The following is a 17,307-nucleotide window of genomic DNA, read 5'->3' on the forward strand; positions in this document are numbered from 1 at the left end:
GTCTCGCCTTCTTCGGAAAGCACCGCCGCACGGGCAGTGACGAGAGGTTCGTTTCAAGTGGTGTCAGTATACTATGACCCGCCCCGAGAAACGCAAGATTCACAGGCGGCGTAAAACTAACAGCGCCACAGGCCCTGCGCGTTTAGGCGAAGGGGTTGAACACCTCGGTGCTGTTGAAGTCGCTGTACTGGGCGACGGTCTCCGCGGCCATATAGTCGGCCATATCGGCATTCTCGGGCACGCCCTCGACGTTCAGCGTCATATACACGAGCTCGCCCTCGGCACTCACCATGTAATGGGCCTCGCAAAGCGCCAACTCGCCCCAGCCATCCATATCAACCGCGTCGCTCACCTTCTGCGGGTCGGTGAACAGGACGTACTCAACCTCGCCATTTCCGTAGGTGATGCAACCGACAACCTCGGCGCAGCCCACCAGCTGGGCAGCCTGGCCCAAACCAGTGGGGTCTTCCGACTCGTAGTTGTAGTCCGCGGAGACCACCTCGCCATTGACTGAAGCGGTCACGCGGCCGTCGTCCAAATACGTGTACATCTCATCGATGCCACCATCGGGCGCCTCCAGATAGACTAGGGCCCGCAACCCGTCGCTTTCGTCCACATAGGTCTCGAGGCGCATATCCCGGGATAGGGACACATCGCCCTCAAACAGCGTGACCGCCGTCTCCATGATGCACGTAAAGTTCTTCGGCATCTTCGCGAGCACCTCAGCGAGATCCTCGTCGAAGGAGAGGCCGTCGCCCACCTCATAGATGCCGGTGGCGGGCGGAGCAAAGGGCACGGTAGTCGCTCCCCAATCGGAATACGCGACCGTAAAGTCCTCGGAAGCGGGCAGCGCATCGGCGCCCTCGCCCGTCGTGCCCTTGATGGACGCCGTCGTCTCCAGAAGAACGCCCTCGCCATTAAAGCGGTACGTGGCCGTAAGGTCGGTGGCGTTGTCCACCTGGTTCACCAGGCCCATCTCTTCACCCTGGGCCGCAACCATATACAACGTGTCGCCGCCCTCCTCGCGCACCTACACGTCCGTGGCGTGAACCAGAAGAGCCCGGTAAACGTCCTCTTCGCTCACGACCGGCTCGGAGGGCTCGAGGACCTGGGTCATGTCGATGGCGCCCGCGTCCTCGTTCACCTCGATCACCTGACCGCCCTGAGCATAAATCTGGCAATTCGGAAAGACCCCGTCTTCCTCAGAGTAGGTCTCCAAGGTCTTGGTCAGGCTGCCTCCCTCAACTTGCATAACGTAGTCGATGACGGTCTCCTCCGCTAAATCACGTCCTCTTCGTGGTCGGCGTACCATTCCTCCTCGGCCCAGCGGGCGCGGTCGGGGATGTTCATGAGGGCAGCGAGGATGCCGAGCAGGCCGGGCACGAGCGCCCCGAGCAGCGCCGCAGGAGCAGGCAGCCACGAGCCGCCGAAAGAGGTGAGGTGGGCCGCCGAGCACACCCCGACCATGAGCACGACCGCACAGGCAACGGAGCCCGCGATATCGAAGGCGCGCGTGCCCCGCACACAGCACAGGCTGTAAACGCCCGCCGCCGCGATCCAGCTTGCGCCCATCACCCAGGTTGCCGGCTGGGAGGCCACGGCCATCACGCCCGCTGTCGGGTTGCTTGAGAAGCCCAGGTGCATGACGGCATCCCAGTTCATGAGGTCCACCGAGCCGCAACCGGCCATGATAAGGGCCGCGACGAACGCGAAGGCGGCCGTGATAACCGATTGGAAGACGGGCAGCAGCACGCCGCAGGTCACGGGCGACGCCGCCGCGAAGCCGACGGAGCCGAACAGCGGCTGCATAAGCGCCGCCACGGCCTGGGCCGTTCCACGTCGGCCAACGAAGTACCACCACGCTGCCGTCGCCGCGACGAATAGCACCGCTGGCACCCAGGCGCCCGCACCGGCCAAGCCCACCACAAAGGCGCCATAGCCAAACAGCGCGCCGATGGAAGGCCTGATCAACGCCACAAGGGCGCACACCGCGATAACCACTCCGTAGGCAATGGGGGCATCGGTCGCCAGCCCCATGGCCGAATCGGGAACCAAATGCAGATTCGCCATGCCTGCAGCGGCAAGCAGCGCCACTGCGGCGGCGGCCAGCATGCGCCCGACAATCGCGGCACCACGTAGTCCCAAGCGATCCACCAAAGGCGGCAAGGGCTCCCACACTTTCACAGGCTCTTCCTCGACGGGCTCGTCAATCTTGCCGTTGACGATATCAGCCAGCACGCGCTTGCCCTTCTTAGCATTGCCCAAATGCGGCGCCAGCGCCCCAAAGAACGCGGCAATATCGTCGTAGCGCTCGTCCATGTCCGGGTCCAATGCCGTGAACATGATGTCGTCGGCCTCGGCATCCAGCTCGTCCCAACACAGCGACGGCAGCACGAGCTCGGCCTCTTCGATGGCTTCCTCGGCGGTATCTAAGTCGTCGGCGAAAAACGGGTTCGACCCCGTGAGCATCTCGTAGGTAAGGCTCGCCAGGGCCCACTCGTCGGTGCGCACATCAAGCGGCTCTTGGCGCATCTGCTCCAGAGGCATGTACCCGATGGTGCCGCCGCCGGTGGTGCCCGAGCCCGTGGCGTCCATGAGGGCGGCCAGGCCGAAGTCAGTCACCTTGGCCACGCCCTTGCCGTTCACGATGACATTTTCGGGCTTGATATCCAGATGCAGCGTGTTCTCGCCATGGGCCACTTCCAACGCATGAGAGACCGCCGCGAACACCGCAGCCACAACGTCCAGGGTAATGTCGTCGTCGACCTCATCGATAATCTGCGCGAGGGTCTTGCCCTCCACGTATTCCATGATCACGTAGGCACAGGTGCCCTCCACGGCGCAGTCATACACCGTGACGATGTTCGAATCGGACAGCTTCGCAACAGAGCGGGCCTCTTCCAAGCCGGGTATATGCTCGAACAGGTCGGTCTCGTCCAGCTCGGGCTCAGCATCGGCGTTGTCGGTAAGCGTGCGGGAAGCGCGCACGCCGCGCAAGTGGCGCACGTCCACCGATTGGGCGTCGGTTGCCGCCGTCTCAGCGGGGGCCTCTTCCACTACGGCCTGGGGCTCGCAGGGAATCTCGGGGGCGTGACGCGTCTTGCGGCTCACGCGGCCCTCCAAGCGAGCCGGACCCTGTCGACGACCGGCAAAATCGGCCGTGGCCGAGCCCCAGGGAATCATGGAGTCCTCCCACTCCCCCTCGTCGGCTCCGTCGGTCGCAGCGTCGTGCGGCTCTTCCCAATCCTCCCACGGGGGCACTTCTTCAGACGTGACGGGTTGCGATCCAGTAGCCCGCGAAACGGCAGACCGTGGCCCTGCGGAGCGCGCGCCGTCACGCTGCGACTCAACAACATCTTCTAAATCTGCCGCCATGCGGGCCTCAAGCGCCTCGAGGCGAGCCGCGGCCAGCTCATCTTCGGAAAGCTCGATGCACTTGATGGCCACATCGCGCTTAAGGTGGGTGTCAAAGGCGTGCACAACGGTGCCATAGCCGCCAGAGCCGGCCTGGCCGATGACGCGATAGCGATCGAGTATGAGGGGGGATCGAGCCATAAGGCGAGCCTCTCCTAGTGGATTTCGGGTGCGTTTTTGAGGTGCGGCAATTCTACCACGGTCCGCTTTCGCGCAACCGTCCAGCGGCGTGAAACGCGCAGCATCCGCAGACGCATGGGGCGACGGGGAGCGCGAGGCGGCCTCGTTTTCGTTTTGTGGCCCCAAAAGTCGCCGAATGAACTCTTGAAACGCCTCAAGCCTGAGCTGAAGGAGCCAATACCCGCTTAAATCAACGAATCCATGAACGAAATAGCCCATTTGGGACCATCAAAAGCCCTCAGGTCTATGATTTTTCGCGAGCAAAAGTTCACTCGAAGGCTTTTGGGGCCACGGAAATAAGTTTACGTTCGGAAGGAACCATCATGCTCACCATCGGCTGTCACTTATCTCGCAAAAAGGGGTTTCTCGAAATGGCCGAGGAAGCCGTCTCCATTCAGGCGAACACGTTTCAGTACTTCACGCGCAACCCGCGCGGCGGCGCGAGCGCGAAGGTCGACGAGAAGGACGTAGCTGCCTACCTGGCCTATACCAAAGAGCACGGCATTCGCGACGTGCTGGCCTACGCACCCTACGATGCCAACCCGGCGACCGACAAGACGAGCGAGCGCGACTTCACCCTCATGGTGTACGCCGAGGACCTGGCGCGCTTGGCAGAGGTGGAAGGACCGCTCTACCTCATCCGTCCGGGCAGTCGCCTGAGCGCCAGCGTGGAAGATGGCCTGGCCGAAGTAGCCGACGCCTTAAACAACGTCGTAACTCCTGGCATGAAAACCTGCGTGCTGCTAGACACCATGGCCGGCGAGGGCACCCACGTGGGAACGAGCTTCGAGCAGCTGGCGGCCATCATCGACCAGGTTGACCACCCTGAGCACGTGGGCGTTTGCCTCGATTGCGCCAGCGTATGGGCCGAAGGCTACGACATCGTGGGCGACCTTGACGGCGTGCTGGACCAGTTTGACCGCGTCATCGGACTGGACAAGCTGCGCGCCGTTCATCTGAACGACGCCGCCCACGAGCGCGGCAGCCATGTGGACCGACACACGCGTATCGGCGAAGGGCTCATCGGCTTTGAAGCCTTGGCCGCCATGATCAACCACCCGAAGCTAGCTGCCGTGCCATTCTATTTGGAAGAGCCCGATGCCGCCCTCGCCACCTACGCGCACGACATTGCGCGCTTCCGCGAGGCTTACCGCGGCTAGCACCGCCAACTAACAAGAAAAATCCGCGCCGGCCGTAAGGCCGGCGCGGACTCTGCGACTTCCATCGTTCTTCTAGCTCGGCAACCTTAGCGGGCGTGGCGGGCACGAGCCCCTTGGGAAACAGCCCCGTAGGCGGGCTGAACCGGCGCGAAGCCTTGCGCCTGGGCGGGAACGCCGACAGGCTGGGCGGCAACGCGAGCCGCCGGCGTACCGGGGCGACCAGTCTGAGCGCCTGCGCGCGGAGCTTGGCCAGCGGCGCGGGGAGCCGCATAGCCGGCGCGAGCGCCCGGCTGGGCGGCGGCGCGCTGCACTGAAGCGGCCTCCTGAGCGCGACGGGCCTGACGGGCCTCGAGCTCGGCAGCGGCCCGAGCAGCAAAGGCGCGCTCGGCCTCACGACGGGCCTTGCGGGACATTTTGCGATCGGGCATGATGATGGGCTGCTGAGCCGGCGCACCGCCAACCCAAGCGTCAACCTCGTTGGAGGCGGGCATGGGGATGCTGCTCGGCGTCCAACCGGCGCCAGGCGCCGACGCGGGACGCGTCGCCCGACCGCGAGCGGCCGGCTGGGCGGCATAAGCCGCCTGGGTAGCGGCCGGAGCGCCAGCGCCCGGAGCACCTGCCACGCCTGCAACAGGAGCCACCTGCCCCATGGGAGCCGCAGCCGGCGCCGGGGCAGGAGCCGCCGCGCGGCCTCGCCCGCCATAGCTGCGAGCGGCATTGCTGCGACGACCGATCACCATCTGCATCTCGGCCACCTTGCGACGCTCGGCCTCCAGACCGTCGGCCATGCCGCGCATGCGGCGATCGAGCGTGGTGATCCACAGGCACAACGCGAGCACTGCCACCGCTAGCACACCAAGACCAACAGCCACCAGGCCAAACGGTGAAGACAAGAACTCGAACACGGGCGTGCCCTCCCAAAACATCGTATCAATCAATGAATGGGATGATATACGACCAACTCGCTATTGTCGATATGAAAAGAGGCGATTTACCTGCAAGAAGCGGCCATTATCGTCACAGCGTCACCGCTCCCCCACGCCAATGCGCCCGCAAATCGCACGCCGGCGAAGCTTCCAGGGCTACTCCGATACCTGGGCAACTAATTCCGCGAGTTCGGCAACAGTGGCATCGTTGCGCGCGACTTCTTCGAAAGGACCCTTTTCAGGCTCTCCCGCTACAGTGTCCTGCAGCGCCGCAGAAGCCGAGGCCTTGGCGCAGCCGGGGCAGCGCAGGGTCACCTGGGTGCCGACGCCCAGCTCGCTCGTGTACACCATTTGGGCATCAGGGCCGAAGAAGCCGATCATGCGATCGTGCACGTTCTTTACGGCGATGCCAAGGCCCGTGGAAGACTCAACCTGGGTGATGTTGGCGCAGGTTTCCTCGCTCATGCCCACGCCGTTGTCCTCCACCACGATGACCACGTCATCGCCATCGGCCTCCGTCTTCACCGTGATGACGAGCTTTCCTTCGGTGGGCATGGCGTGCTTGATGGCGTTTTCCACCAGGGGCTGCACGAGGAACGGCGGCACCATCATGTCGAGCAGCGCCGGACTCGCGTCCACCTCAAAGCCCAGGCGAGCATCGCCGAAGCGAGCCAGCTCGAAGTTGAAGTAGCGCTGCACCTGATCGAGCTCGCGGGCCAGTGAGATGCGTTCCGTGGAATCCTCCAACGTGCGGCGGTAGAACACGGCGAACTCGCGCAGAAGCGTGCGGGCCTTCATGGGGTCGGTGCGGATGAACGAGGCGATGGTGTTGATGGTGTTGAACAGGAAGTGCGGGTTGATCTGGGTCTGGAGCATCTTCAACTCCATGGAGGTGGCGAGCTTGCGCTGGGTTTCCATCTCCAAAGCGGCCATCTGCGTGGCGAGCAGCTGGGCGAACCCGTGGGCGATGGAGCGCTGGGTCTCGGTGATCTTGCCGGCATCGCGGTAGTAGAACTTCAGCGTGCCCTCCACGCGACCGCCCAAGAACAGCGGCTCCACGATGGCGGCTTTGATGCGGTTGGTGGTCGCAGGCGCGGGCAAGCCGATTTCCTCGGGGGTAAGCAGCACGAGCGTCTTCCCCTCGCGGATACACTCGTGGGTGGCACTTGTGCGGATGGGGATGCCCGCGGGGTTGTGGGCCTCCTGATAGCCCGCATAGCCGAGCACGATGTCCCTGTCAGTCAGCGCTACGGCGATGGCCGAGGTGTTCGGCAGCAGCAGCTCGCAAATCTCCTGGGAGGCCTCTTCGGTGAGGCCCTCGCCCATGGCGTCGATCATGGACGAGGCCAGCTGCAGCATGGCGTCGGACTGAAGGGCGCGCACGGAATCGGGGTCCATCATGAGCCGGATGACCACCACGATGGACACGGTGAACACCGCACCGGCCGCTACGAGCACCGGCACGGGGAATTCCGGCTGGGAGAACGTCCACACGAGCGTGATGGCCGCCAAGGCCGCAATGGTGGCCGCTATCATCTCCTGGTTGAACTTGGGCACGCCAATGCCCCGCGTCGACGCCGCTTCCGTTTCCCGCTTTGCCATGGCGCACCCCCTGGTCGTCTCAAGAACAGTCGCCAGTATAGCAAATGCGCCGGCCAGGCCAAGGTTCTAGAGCACGCCAGCACCGAAAGCCGCCGAGGAGCGCGCTAGCCCCAAAGACCGAGTTGGTTCACGACGAGCATGACGGCGGCCACGACGAGGAATCCGGCGAAGGTGAAGCGCAGCGTGCGCTCGGGAACCTTCGGGATGAGCCTGGCTCCCAGCTGAGCGCCGGGAATGGACCCGCAGGCCACGGCGATGCCGGCCACCCAGTTGATGTTGCCGAGAACCGCCTGGGTGATGACGCCGGGAACGGCGAGGATCATCACGGCGATGAGCGACGTGCCCGAAGTGAGCTTCATGGGAACGCGCAGCACCGACATCATGAGCGGCACCATGATGAACCCGCCTCCCACGCCCACGTATCCGGAGGCCAGGCCGGCAACAAGGCCGATGCCGCAGCCAATGGCCACCTCCCGCGCGCCGACGGCAGGGGCCTCCTTCCACGCCCGCGCGAGAGCGTCGCGGTCCTCGGCGGCGGCACGATTCTCCGCGGCGAGTTCCTTCGACTCCGCGTTCGCGGCGGCGTGCTCGCGGCGACGCGAAGACGACGCAGCCTTAGCAGCCCTCAGAACCTTCGGGGCCTTCGGGGCCTTCGGGGCCTTCAGGGCCTTGCGAAACATAGTGATGGCCGAGTAGCCGATGATGAGCGCCGCAGCTCCCATGACCGCCCAATCAGGGGAAATAGTAGCCAGCCACACGCCCACCGGCGACAGGCACGCCCCGCCGAGGCCGGCGGCCAAGCCGAGCTTGGGCAGGCAGGTTTTGTTCCGGATATGGGAAATGGCGCCGGAGACCGATGTGGGAATAATGGTGAACAGCGAGGTGGCCGTGCACATGAGGGAATCCATGGCATAGCCCAACTTGAAAGCGGGAACGAGCAGGGTGCCGCCCCCCACGCCCAAAAGGCCTGCCAAAATGCCGATGGCGAAGCCCACGATCAGCGAAATGACGAACAGGATAATCATGGCCTCCACGGGGCTAGTCCTCCATATCCAGGCGGATTTGGGTGGTCATGCCGGCATCGATGTTGCCGTAGGGCACGGCCGGGGCGGCCCCAGGTGCGCCCTCGGGGACGGGGGCCCCAGACGCCGCGGCCGTCACGCCCGCAGGTACTGCGGGTGCTGCGTCCGCGGGAGCGCTCTGTGCTGCCGTCGGCGTCGGCGTCGGCGCCGGCGCATCGGCGTTCGCAGCCGCCACGTCCTGGGCCCGCAGCATCGCCGAGCGCACCAAAGCCTCAGAGAGCAGCTGGTCGCTTTCCAAACGGCTCATGGCCTCGGGCCACACGTACTGGAACTCGAAGTACTTGGCACAATTGGCCTCGGCGTAGGCCGACGCAGCGCCCGTCGCCGCCTTGGCAGCCAGGCGATAGGCCTTCTTGTCGGGACGGCCGAAGCTGCGCATCCAGGCGGTCAGGCGAATGCGGCGCAAAAGCCCGGGCTCCAGAAACGGCCCCGGGTAGGGTTCCAGCGAGGCTGGCTTCACCTGCTGAAGATCGATGAGCGCGCGGGAGTACTCCAGCTTGCGGTACTCGTAGAGCCAGCGGAAGATGTCCTGGCGAAAGCGCGTGCCCTCGCTTGTGGTGCGCGGGGGCAGATGGCGCAGCACCCACTGGTTGTCGAACCAGATATCGGAGCCGTACATGCGCAGGTTCAGCATGTAGTCCAAATCCTCGCCGCGGGTAATCCACGGGTCGAAGGCCAAACGGCGGAAGGCCTCCTTGTGGATGGCCAAACAACCGCCGCACACGTGGTTGGAACGGGACAGGCGCGGGCCTCGCATGGCCTTGGTGATCCACTCGTTGAAGGCGCGGCCCTGCTGCCAGAAGCGGTTGTACCACTTATCTTCCCACTTCGAGAGATAAGAGTTCTGGTCGTTGAGGTAGTAGCCCGTCTTCGCCACGATGGGCACGCCCTGACGCGTAAGTTTTCCCAGGCCGTACATGGCTTTCTGCAGAAACTTCGGATCGTCGACGACCTCGTCGTCATCGAGGAACACCACCGCATCGAAACCGAGGACGTTGGCCACGAGCAGGCCCAAATTGCGAATGGCACCGTAGCCCTGCAGGCCGATTTCCTTGGAAAGCCGCTCAATGTTCTGCTGGGCCATGCGCTGCTCGATGAGCGCAAGCTCCGCCGCGCCGATGACGAGCGTCGTCACATCGGAATGGCGGCTCGCGATAGCCTGCACCTTCTCGGCGGCCTGCACCTCCAGCGACACGTCGGCGGACACGAGGATGACCACGAGCCCCAGCCCTTCCACCTTCGCCAGCGATTCCAGACAGCGGCCAAGCTCGCCTTCCTGATTGGGCGCGGTGGGATGGTCGTAGGTGCTCACCACATCGGCCCCTCCGCGGTGACGGCGGGGGTAGATGAACGTGGGAATGACAACGACGGGGTTCATGGGGTTCCTTTCGAGTTCAGTCGAACGGTGTCACATCATTTTAGCGCGTCTGGGCACCCCTGCGCTCACCGTGCGGAAAACGTCACAGGACGCAGGGGTAACAACGCGCGCGGGCGCGCCTAGCCGCGGCGGCGCTTGCCCTTGGGCGGCGACCCGCGGCGGCGCTTGGCGTCGCTCGCCTTCTCCTTGTTCATGCGGCGCGCCTCTTCGCGGCGGTCGCGCACCGTGGCCATCTCCTGCTGCAACGCCTGATAGGAAGCGTAGCGCTCGGGCGCCAGCGCGCCGGAATCCACGGCAGCGCGCACGGCGCAACCGGGCTCGCCGTGATGGGTGCAATCGCGGAAGCGGCACGCGCCGGCCAGCTCCTCCACGTCGGGGAAGGCGGCGCCGATGCCCGCCTCGGCGTCCCACAGCCCCAAGCCGCGCACGCCGGGCATGTCCACGATGCGGCCCGCGCCGGGCACCTCTACAATCTCGCGGCTCACCGTGGTGTGGCGGCCCTTGCCGTCGCCCTCGCGCACGGCGCCCACATCCAAAAGCTCGGCGCCGACGAGCATGTTCACCAAACTCGACTTCCCCACGCCCGAGCGTCCGATGAGCACCGTGGTGGTGCCGGGGACTAAAAGCGCCCTCACCGCCTCCACCGAAGCGGGGTCGGCCTCGGACACCACGAGCACCTCGGCAGCCGGGGCGGCCAAGGCGCGCACCGCCTCGCAGATGGCCTCGGTGGCAGCATCGTCGGACAGGTCGGCCTTGGTGAGCACCACGGCAACCGCAGCCCCCGTCTCGAAGGCGAGCACAAGCTCGCGCTCCAGGCGGCGCAGGTTCACCTCCCCCACAGGCTGGGCCACGATAACCCGCTCGAAGTTGGCGGCGAGCACCTGGGGCAGAGCGCGCTCGGTGGGGTCTTTGCGCACGAACTCGCGGGTGCGCGGCGCGATGGAGACAATGACGCCCTTGTCGTGGGAATCGGGCACAGCCACCTCTACCACATCGCCGATGACGGCCCGCTTGTCAGCGCCCTTCACCAACGCGGTGGCATGCTCGCAGCGCAACAGCTCGCCGTCGGTGAGGCGCACCAAGGGGTATCCCCGGTCGAGTTTCACCACTTCCCCGTGCTTGAGCGAATCGGTCATTAGCGCTGGCCCTCTCGCATCCGATGGAACACGATGAGCATGATGAAACCTACCGCTACCAGCACAATCCCGGGCATAAACGTGCCGATGTCGAAGGGCCGCTCGGTGATGGAGCCCTTTTCCACGAAGGTAACCGCATCGGCGTGCAAATCGGTAAGGCCCTCGTGCTGGGGGCAGGTCAGGTGGAAGATGCCGCGCACCTGCAACGTCGTGCCCTTGCGGCCGTAGGCGCCGTAGGTGTCGATGAGCTCGGTGAAGTCGCCGGCCATGAACACGGGAATTTCGGAATGGGCCTTATCGGAGCCCTGCAGCACGATCCAGTAGAAGCCCGGATCGAACTCGGCCACGATGCGGTCGCCCACCACCTCGCCGGTAACTTGCACCGTCTGGTTGTTCAGGTAGGACTCGGCCTCCTGCAGAGCCGAGATGGCCGTGTCGTAGATAAAGGAGCTGTCGGGCTTCTGCTGGGGGTTCACGAGGTTGTCCTCGTTCACGCCCTCGCCGAACACCGGGTCGGGCAGGGCCGGGCGCGCGGGCTTGGAAGCCGGCGCGGACTCGCCGTCTTCCCCGCCTTCGGCACCTTCGGCGTCGCCCTCCACCACACCGGTCTCGTCGGTGGGCACGTCCTCGTTAATGGGCCCCTCTTCAGCCTCGGCCTCGTCGCCGGGCTGGGATGCCAAGGCGGGCTTTTGGCCATCGGACGCGGCGGCGTCTTTCCCCGCGGCCTCTTGGCCCGCCGACTCCTCGCGCGCAGCGGTGTTCACCACGCCCGTGTCGTCGGTGGGAACATCCTCGTTGGTTACGCTGCCCCCCAACGCTGCCGCTTCCTTGCCCTTAGCATCGGCCCAGGCCGCAAGGCCCGGCGCGCCCAAAGCCCCGGCCAGCGCCACGGTTAAAGCGACCGCCATCCACCGCCGCCTCATAAGCGGTCCTTCGGACGAGGCCGCGGAATCGCGGAGGCGACGATTTCCACTACCAGCGCGAGCAGCGTGACGAATTCAAGACGGCCGGCCCACATTTGGAAGATGTAGAACAGCTCGAGCGTGGCCGGCATGCCCGGCGTGGCGAGCGACGTGACGATGCCGCCGTTGGACGTCATGGCCACCGACTCGAAGATGGCCGGAATGGCCTCGGCGTTGTGGGCGATGCCCACCAGCGCGCCGATAACGTAGGTAATGACGAACAGGATGAACACCGTCATGGCCTCTTTCACCACCTCGGGCGTCAGCACGCGCTTGCCCACATGATTGTAGGAAACGACAACGCGGGCGGAGTCGGGTGCAAGGGCCTCCTTCACATTCGACACAATGGACTTGAAGATGATGCCCATGCGCGAGAACTTGATGCCGCCGGCCGTAGAGCCCGAAGCGCCGCCGACCGCCATGATGAAGGCCAGCGTGAGAAAGGCGCCGTTGCTGAACGACGTGGTGATCTGGTTGGTGGTGACCACTTGAAAGCCCGTGGTGGTGAAGGCCGAGATGATCATGAACAAGCCCCGGCGCAGGATCGCCAGAATATCGTTGAAGGGCGACGAGGCCAGGGTAACCGTGAAGACGAAGGCCATGACCGCAAGCCACAAGAGCATGGTCTTGGTCTCGATATCCCTGAAGAACGCGCTAGCGCGGCCCTTCCACACTTCGGAATGAATGACGAAGCTGATGGAGCCCAAAATCATGAGCACCATGAGAATGACCTCGAGGGGGAAAGAGTGGTAGTACATGACGGACAGCTGCATGGGCGCAAAGCCGCCGGTCACAAAACCCGAGGTGGAAACCCACAGCGCATTGAGGAAGGCTCGGGTGGGCTCCATGCCCATAGCCAGGCACAGCGCGGTGATAACGACCGTGGCGATGGCGATGATGATAAATGTGATGCGCGCGATGAACTGCGTCGTTTGCACTACGTTGGGCACCACATGCTCGCTGCGGCCTTCCGAAGAGAACAGCGAAGCGCCGCCGCCCCGACCGAACAGGCCGAACGACAGCGCCACCACGATAAGGCCGAGGCCGCCTAAGGCGTGCATGGCGAAGCGGAACATGTTGTCGGCATAGGAGAGATGGTCCAAATCGACGATGAGCGAGGCGCCGGTGGTGGTGAGGCCGGACACGCCGTCGAACACCGCATCAAGGTACGTGGTGTAGTGGCCAGAGAAATACAGCGGGATTGACGCGAACAGGGCGAGCACCACCCATGCGAAGCCCGTGACCGCCAGCGCCTGACGCCGATCGAGGCGGCCCGGCTCGATGCGCAGAAATCGCAGCGAGCAGCCGGCCACCATGGCAATGCCGATGGCCACCAGATAGCGCGCGGCCGGCTCCCATTCCTGGAAAACGAGCGCCGTCGCGAAGGGCAGCGCCATAAGCACGGCGAAAAACAGGATGAGCGTTCCCAGGTAATGACCGATGACCCGCAAATCGTACAGAGTAAATCGCTGCCACATAGCGCGCCCCTAGCCGAACAGAATGCGTGTGAGCGCCATGAGCGTCCACAGTCCGATAATGAGACAGGCGATAAACAGCAGCACCAGGGCGATGGCCTTGGACGGAGAGGCGGGTTTTATGTCCGGAAGCTTGCGCGCCATAGGCTAGCGGCCCGCTTTCGGCATCAGCTGCGCCGCGCGCGCGGCGGGAAGGCGGCGCGCGCTTGCTGGCCCGCGTCCGTATGTGAGCGAATTCGTCAGGGGCGTATTCTAGTACAATGGGGCAAAAGGGTCATCAACGGTCACCCACATGGCATGACGAGCAGGAGCTGCGGCTCGTCGCCCGTCGGAGACACGGGGCACCTTGATTCGCTCAGACAGTCCTCGCTTTGTGAAACAGCCCACAGGGCTGTTTCAGTCGCTGCGGAACTCGCTCGGTCAAGGTGCCCCGTGTCTCCTCTAAGCCGTCACTCAGCTGAGGAGGAACAAGCAGTGGACGCGCAGAAGTTCGAAAAGAGCCTTCAGGATATCGTCGGTCAGACCAACGTAATGCCCGATGAGCCGCTGGCCGGGCATACGACGTTTCGCATCGGGGGACCGGCGCAATGGCTGGTAATGCCTCACGGCGAAAGCGAGGTTGTCGCCGTGGCGGCGGCGTGTCGCGCAGCTGACGTGCCGCTGCGCGTGCTGGGCGCGGGCTCCAATGTGCTGGCGCCTGATGAGGGGCTTTCCGGCGTTACGTTGCTGATGGCGCAGAACTACGCGGGCGTTGAGGTGCTGCCCGGCGGGATGGTGCGCGCCCAAGCTGGCGCCACCAATGAGGCCGTGGCAGCCTGGGCGCGCGATGCGGGTCTGGCCGGCTACGAATTCGCCAGCGGCATTCCCGGCACCATTGGGGGCGCGGCCATCATGAACGCCGGCGCCTACGAGGGGCAGTTTTCCGATGTGGCCGTGGAAGTGCGCTGCCTTATGCCCGACGGCGCCCTAGCTGACCTCCCGGCAAGCGAAGCCGCCTGGGGCTACCGCACAAGCCGCATGATGCGCGAGGGGCTTATCGTGCTGGCCGCCACGTTGCTGCTGCGTCCCGATTCTCGTGAGGCCATTACTGCGCGCATGGACGACCTGCGCGAGCGCCGCGAGGAAAAGCAGCCCCTCGAGATGGCTTCTGCCGGCTCTACGTTCAAACGCCCTGAGGGCTATTTCGCCGGCAAGCTCATTCAAGAGGCGGGCTTGCAAGGAACGTCCGTGGGTGGAGCGCAGGTGTCCACCAAGCACGCCGGCTTCGTCGTAAACACCGGAGGCGCCACCGCCGCCGACGTGCTGGCCCTTATCGCCCTCGTGCAAGAGCGCGTCATGGAAGACGCCGGCGTGCAACTGGAGCCCGAAGTAAGGCTGTGGCAGTAAATTGCCCCGCGCGCTCGTGCCCGTGCCCGCGCCCGTGCCCGCTCGCGCTCGTAGTCGCGCGGGCACACGCGGACACCCACATCCGCACGCGCCCATGCTCGCTCACGCCGTCAGTCTCCATGACCTTAAGCACTTCGTGAGCCGCGCGTGAGCGTGCATCCACGCTCACGCGTCCGCGCCCGCTCGCACCCACGCGCCCGGACCCACTCGGACCGCTCGCACTCGCACCCATGCGCCTTTGCCCGTGCCCGCTCGTACTCGCACGCTCACGCTGCCCTCAGGTTGTCCATATCGACCATATTTGGCACAGCCAGATGTAAATAGGGCAAAAAAGGCCGATATGGACAAGCCAGCCAACGAGCGCAGCCCAAAATAGGCCGTTCAACTGCCAAATATGGGCGTTATGGACAGATTTCGGCCCAAAACGAGAAATGAGCCTGTCCATTTCGGCCATATTTGCCCTCTTTTCAAAACGAGGTGGCAAAAAGAACCGTTATGGACAGGCTCGCCCCGCTCATACCGTTGTGTGACCTATTGCGCAAAAGCTTTGCGCGAAGCCGCTACCTCGCGCAAAGCATCGGGCACCGTTTTCGACCGTCTACTTCGTGCGGAAGTAGTCCACACCGCCTTCGAAGAGGGGCTGGTAGGTGTTGCCGAAGGCGTTCTTGTACAGGCCCGCGCCGGAACGCTCGGTGTGGCCCATCTTGCCGAGCACGCGGCCGTCGGGGCTCGTGATGCCCTCGATGGCGAGCACCGAGCCGTTGGGGTTCACCGACAGGTCCATGGAGGGCACCCCGGCCGCGTCCACGTACTGAGTGGCGATTTGCCCGTTCGCGATCATCTGGTCCAGCAGCGGCTGCGGCGCCACGAAGCGACCCTCGCCGTGGCTAATGGCCACCGTGTGCACGTCGCCCACCTCCATCTTGCTCATCCAGGGAGACATCGTGCTGGCCACGCGGGTGCGCACGAGCGTGCTCTGGTGACGGCCGATGTTGTTGAAGGTGAGGGTGGCACAGTCGCCGTCCATGGGACGGATGTCGCCGAAGGGCACGAGCCCCAGCTTCACGAGGGCCTGGAAGCCGTTGCAGATGCCGAGCATGAGCCCGTCGCGGGCCTGCAGCAGATCACGCACGGCCTCGGTCACCTGCGGCGCGCGGAAGAACGCCGTGATGAACTTCGCCGAGCCGTCGGGCTCATCGCCGCCGGAGAAGCCGCCGGGAATCATGACGATCTGCGACGCGCGAATGAGACGCGCCAGCTCGCGGGTGGACTCGGCCACAGCCTCGGGCGTGAGGTTGTTCACCACGTACACCGTAGGGATAGCGCCAGCGCGCTCGAAGGCGGCGGCGGAATCGTACTCGCAGTTGTTGCCGGGGAACACCGGAATGACCACGCGCGGGGCACCGGAAGCGCCGCCGAGCAACGCCGGGCCATGGTAAGCCGCAGCCGGTTCGCCTTCGAAGCTCAGAGCGGGCACCTTCTCGGCAGCCGCCGCTTCCTCGGGCGACGTACGGTAGGGGAACACGCCCTCCAGGCCGTTTCCGCGCTCCCAGGCCTCTTGCACCACGGCCAGATCGGCCACCTGGCCGTCGCAGGTCAGCTCGTAGGCCTCGGTCACGCGGCCCAAGTCCAGCACGTCCACATTCGCGTCGAGCCCGGCATCCTCCAGGCGGGTAACCACCGACTGGGCATCCTCACCGGCGGCCAGCTCCAGCACGAAGGAGCCGTGGGCCGGCTCGAACAGCACGCCCATATCCACCTCGTCGGAGGCGATAGCCACACCCAGGCCGTTGCCCACGGCCATCTTAACAAGCGTCTCAGCCAAGCCGCCGTAGGCGCCGCTCGCGCAAGCGCGCACCACGCCGGCGCCGATGAGGTGCTCCACGGCGTCGAAGGTGGCGCACAAGCTGGAAGCGAGCGCGTCTTCGGGCGTGAGCCACACAAGGGCGCTGCCCGCCTCCTTCAGCTCCGGCGACGTGACGCGATCAACCGACCCGATGGCCGTGGCGAAGGACACCAGCGTCGGCGGCACGTCCAAGTCCTCGAAGGAGCCGGACATGGAGTCCTTGCCGCCGATAGCGCCCACGCCGAAGTCGATCTGGGCCATGAGCGCGCCGAGCACCGCGCGCATGGGCTTGCCCCAGCGCTCGGGATCCTGGCGCAGCTTCTCGAAGTACTCCTGGAAGGTGAGGTACATGTTCTTACGCTCGAAGCCCGTGGCCACCAGCTTCGCCACCGAGTCGAGCACAGCCATATAAGCGCCCGCATAGGGGTCGAACGACGACAGGTACGGGTTGAAGCCCCAGGACAGGCCCGAGACCGTGGTGGTCTTCCCGCCGAGCACCGGCAGCTTCGCCACCATGGCCAGCGCCGGCGTGAGCTGGCGCGCGCCGCCGAAGGGCATGAGCACCGTGGCGGCACCGATGGTGGAGTCGAAGCGCTCCACGAGGCCCTTGTTGCAGGCGCGGTTGATGTCGCCCATGAGCGCCGAGAGGGATGCCTCCAGCGAGGCGCCGTCGCACACCGCATCCACCACGGAATCGGTCAAGTCGGACACGGCCTCGAAGGCACGGTCGCAGGCGCTTTCGGCGTAGCTCGGCGTAGCC

Annotated in this window: 14 protein-coding genes; 2 read left to right on the top strand and 12 right to left on the bottom strand. The window is 65.0% G+C overall.

Annotated features, from left to right (window positions below; translation table 11 throughout):
- Positions 1-142: 142 nt before the first annotated feature.
- From VJ923_RS11680 to VJ923_RS11690, 3 genes are read right to left on the bottom strand one after another with little or no spacing between them, the layout of a single operon-like run.
- A complete protein-coding gene (locus VJ923_RS11680; RefSeq protein ID WP_326441678.1) occupies positions 143-1,030 on the bottom strand; it encodes a hypothetical protein in 888 nt (295 codons plus the stop codon).
- Positions 1,031-1,312 carry a hypothetical protein gene (locus VJ923_RS11685; protein WP_326441680.1) on the bottom strand — a complete coding sequence of 94 codons (282 nt, stop codon included), beginning with the start codon at positions 1,310-1,312 and terminating at the stop codon, positions 1,031-1,033. It lies immediately after the preceding gene.
- A complete protein-coding gene (locus VJ923_RS11690) occupies positions 1,279-3,555 on the bottom strand; it encodes a bifunctional serine/threonine protein kinase/MFS transporter (protein WP_326441682.1) in 2,277 nt (758 codons plus the stop codon). The genes VJ923_RS11685 and VJ923_RS11690 overlap by 34 nt, the downstream gene beginning before the upstream one ends.
- A gap of 362 nt (positions 3,556-3,917) precedes the next feature.
- Here VJ923_RS11690 and VJ923_RS11695 point away from each other — a divergent pair, with 362 nt between their 5' ends.
- Complete coding sequence (locus tag VJ923_RS11695; RefSeq protein ID WP_326441684.1) at positions 3,918-4,754, top strand: deoxyribonuclease IV; 837 nt, start codon at positions 3,918-3,920, stop codon at positions 4,752-4,754.
- A gap of 86 nt (positions 4,755-4,840) precedes the next feature.
- Here VJ923_RS11695 and VJ923_RS11700 read toward each other — a convergent pair whose 3' ends face one another.
- The 8 genes from VJ923_RS11700 to VJ923_RS11735 form a co-directional block, all read right to left on the bottom strand.
- Entirely contained in the window at positions 4,841-5,659 is an 819-nt protein-coding gene (locus VJ923_RS11700; protein ID WP_326441686.1) for a hypothetical protein, read from the bottom strand.
- Positions 5,660-5,836: 177 nt separating this feature from the next.
- Positions 5,837-7,282 (bottom strand): GAF domain-containing sensor histidine kinase, encoded by a 1,446-nt coding sequence (locus VJ923_RS11705; protein ID WP_326441688.1) that lies wholly within the window; start codon positions 7,280-7,282, stop codon positions 5,837-5,839.
- 104 nt (positions 7,283-7,386) lie between these two features.
- Positions 7,387-8,307, bottom strand: coding sequence for a sulfite exporter TauE/SafE family protein (locus tag VJ923_RS11710; protein WP_326441706.1), 921 nt, complete (start codon positions 8,305-8,307; stop codon positions 7,387-7,389).
- A 13-nt stretch (positions 8,308-8,320) separates the two neighbouring features.
- Positions 8,321-9,742, bottom strand: a complete 1,422-nt coding sequence (locus VJ923_RS11715) for a glycosyltransferase (protein WP_326441690.1) — start codon at positions 9,740-9,742, stop codon at positions 8,321-8,323.
- Positions 9,743-9,861: 119 nt separating this feature from the next.
- The gene (gene rsgA / locus VJ923_RS11720; RefSeq protein ID WP_326441692.1) at positions 9,862-10,878 is read right to left on the bottom strand and encodes a ribosome small subunit-dependent GTPase A; all 1,017 of its coding nucleotides are present in this window, start codon (positions 10,876-10,878) and stop codon (positions 9,862-9,864) included.
- Positions 10,878-11,786 (bottom strand): hypothetical protein, encoded by a 909-nt coding sequence (locus VJ923_RS11725; RefSeq protein WP_326441694.1) that lies wholly within the window; start codon positions 11,784-11,786, stop codon positions 10,878-10,880. The genes rsgA and VJ923_RS11725 overlap by 1 nt, the downstream gene beginning before the upstream one ends.
- 11 nt (positions 11,787-11,797) lie before the next feature.
- Entirely contained in the window at positions 11,798-13,318 is a 1,521-nt protein-coding gene (locus tag VJ923_RS11730) for a TrkH family potassium uptake protein (protein WP_326441696.1), read from the bottom strand.
- Positions 13,319-13,327: 9 nt separating this feature from the next.
- Positions 13,328-13,459 carry a hypothetical protein gene (locus VJ923_RS11735; protein WP_326441698.1) on the bottom strand — a complete coding sequence of 44 codons (132 nt, stop codon included), beginning with the start codon at positions 13,457-13,459 and terminating at the stop codon, positions 13,328-13,330.
- A 330-nt stretch (positions 13,460-13,789) separates the two neighbouring features.
- Here VJ923_RS11735 and murB point away from each other — a divergent pair, with 330 nt between their 5' ends.
- A complete protein-coding gene (gene murB, locus VJ923_RS11740; RefSeq protein ID WP_326441700.1) occupies positions 13,790-14,701 on the top strand; it encodes a UDP-N-acetylmuramate dehydrogenase in 912 nt (303 codons plus the stop codon).
- Positions 14,702-15,299: 598 nt separating this feature from the next.
- Here murB and VJ923_RS11745 read toward each other — a convergent pair.
- A partial coding sequence (locus tag VJ923_RS11745; RefSeq protein ID WP_326441702.1) for a phosphoribosylformylglycinamidine synthase subunit PurQ occupies positions 15,300-17,307 on the bottom strand: 2,008 nt, incomplete at its 5' end.

It is taken from the genome of Adlercreutzia shanghongiae, assembly GCF_035830635.1.
Classification (GTDB): domain Bacteria; phylum Actinomycetota; class Coriobacteriia; order Coriobacteriales; family Eggerthellaceae; genus Adlercreutzia; species Adlercreutzia shanghongiae.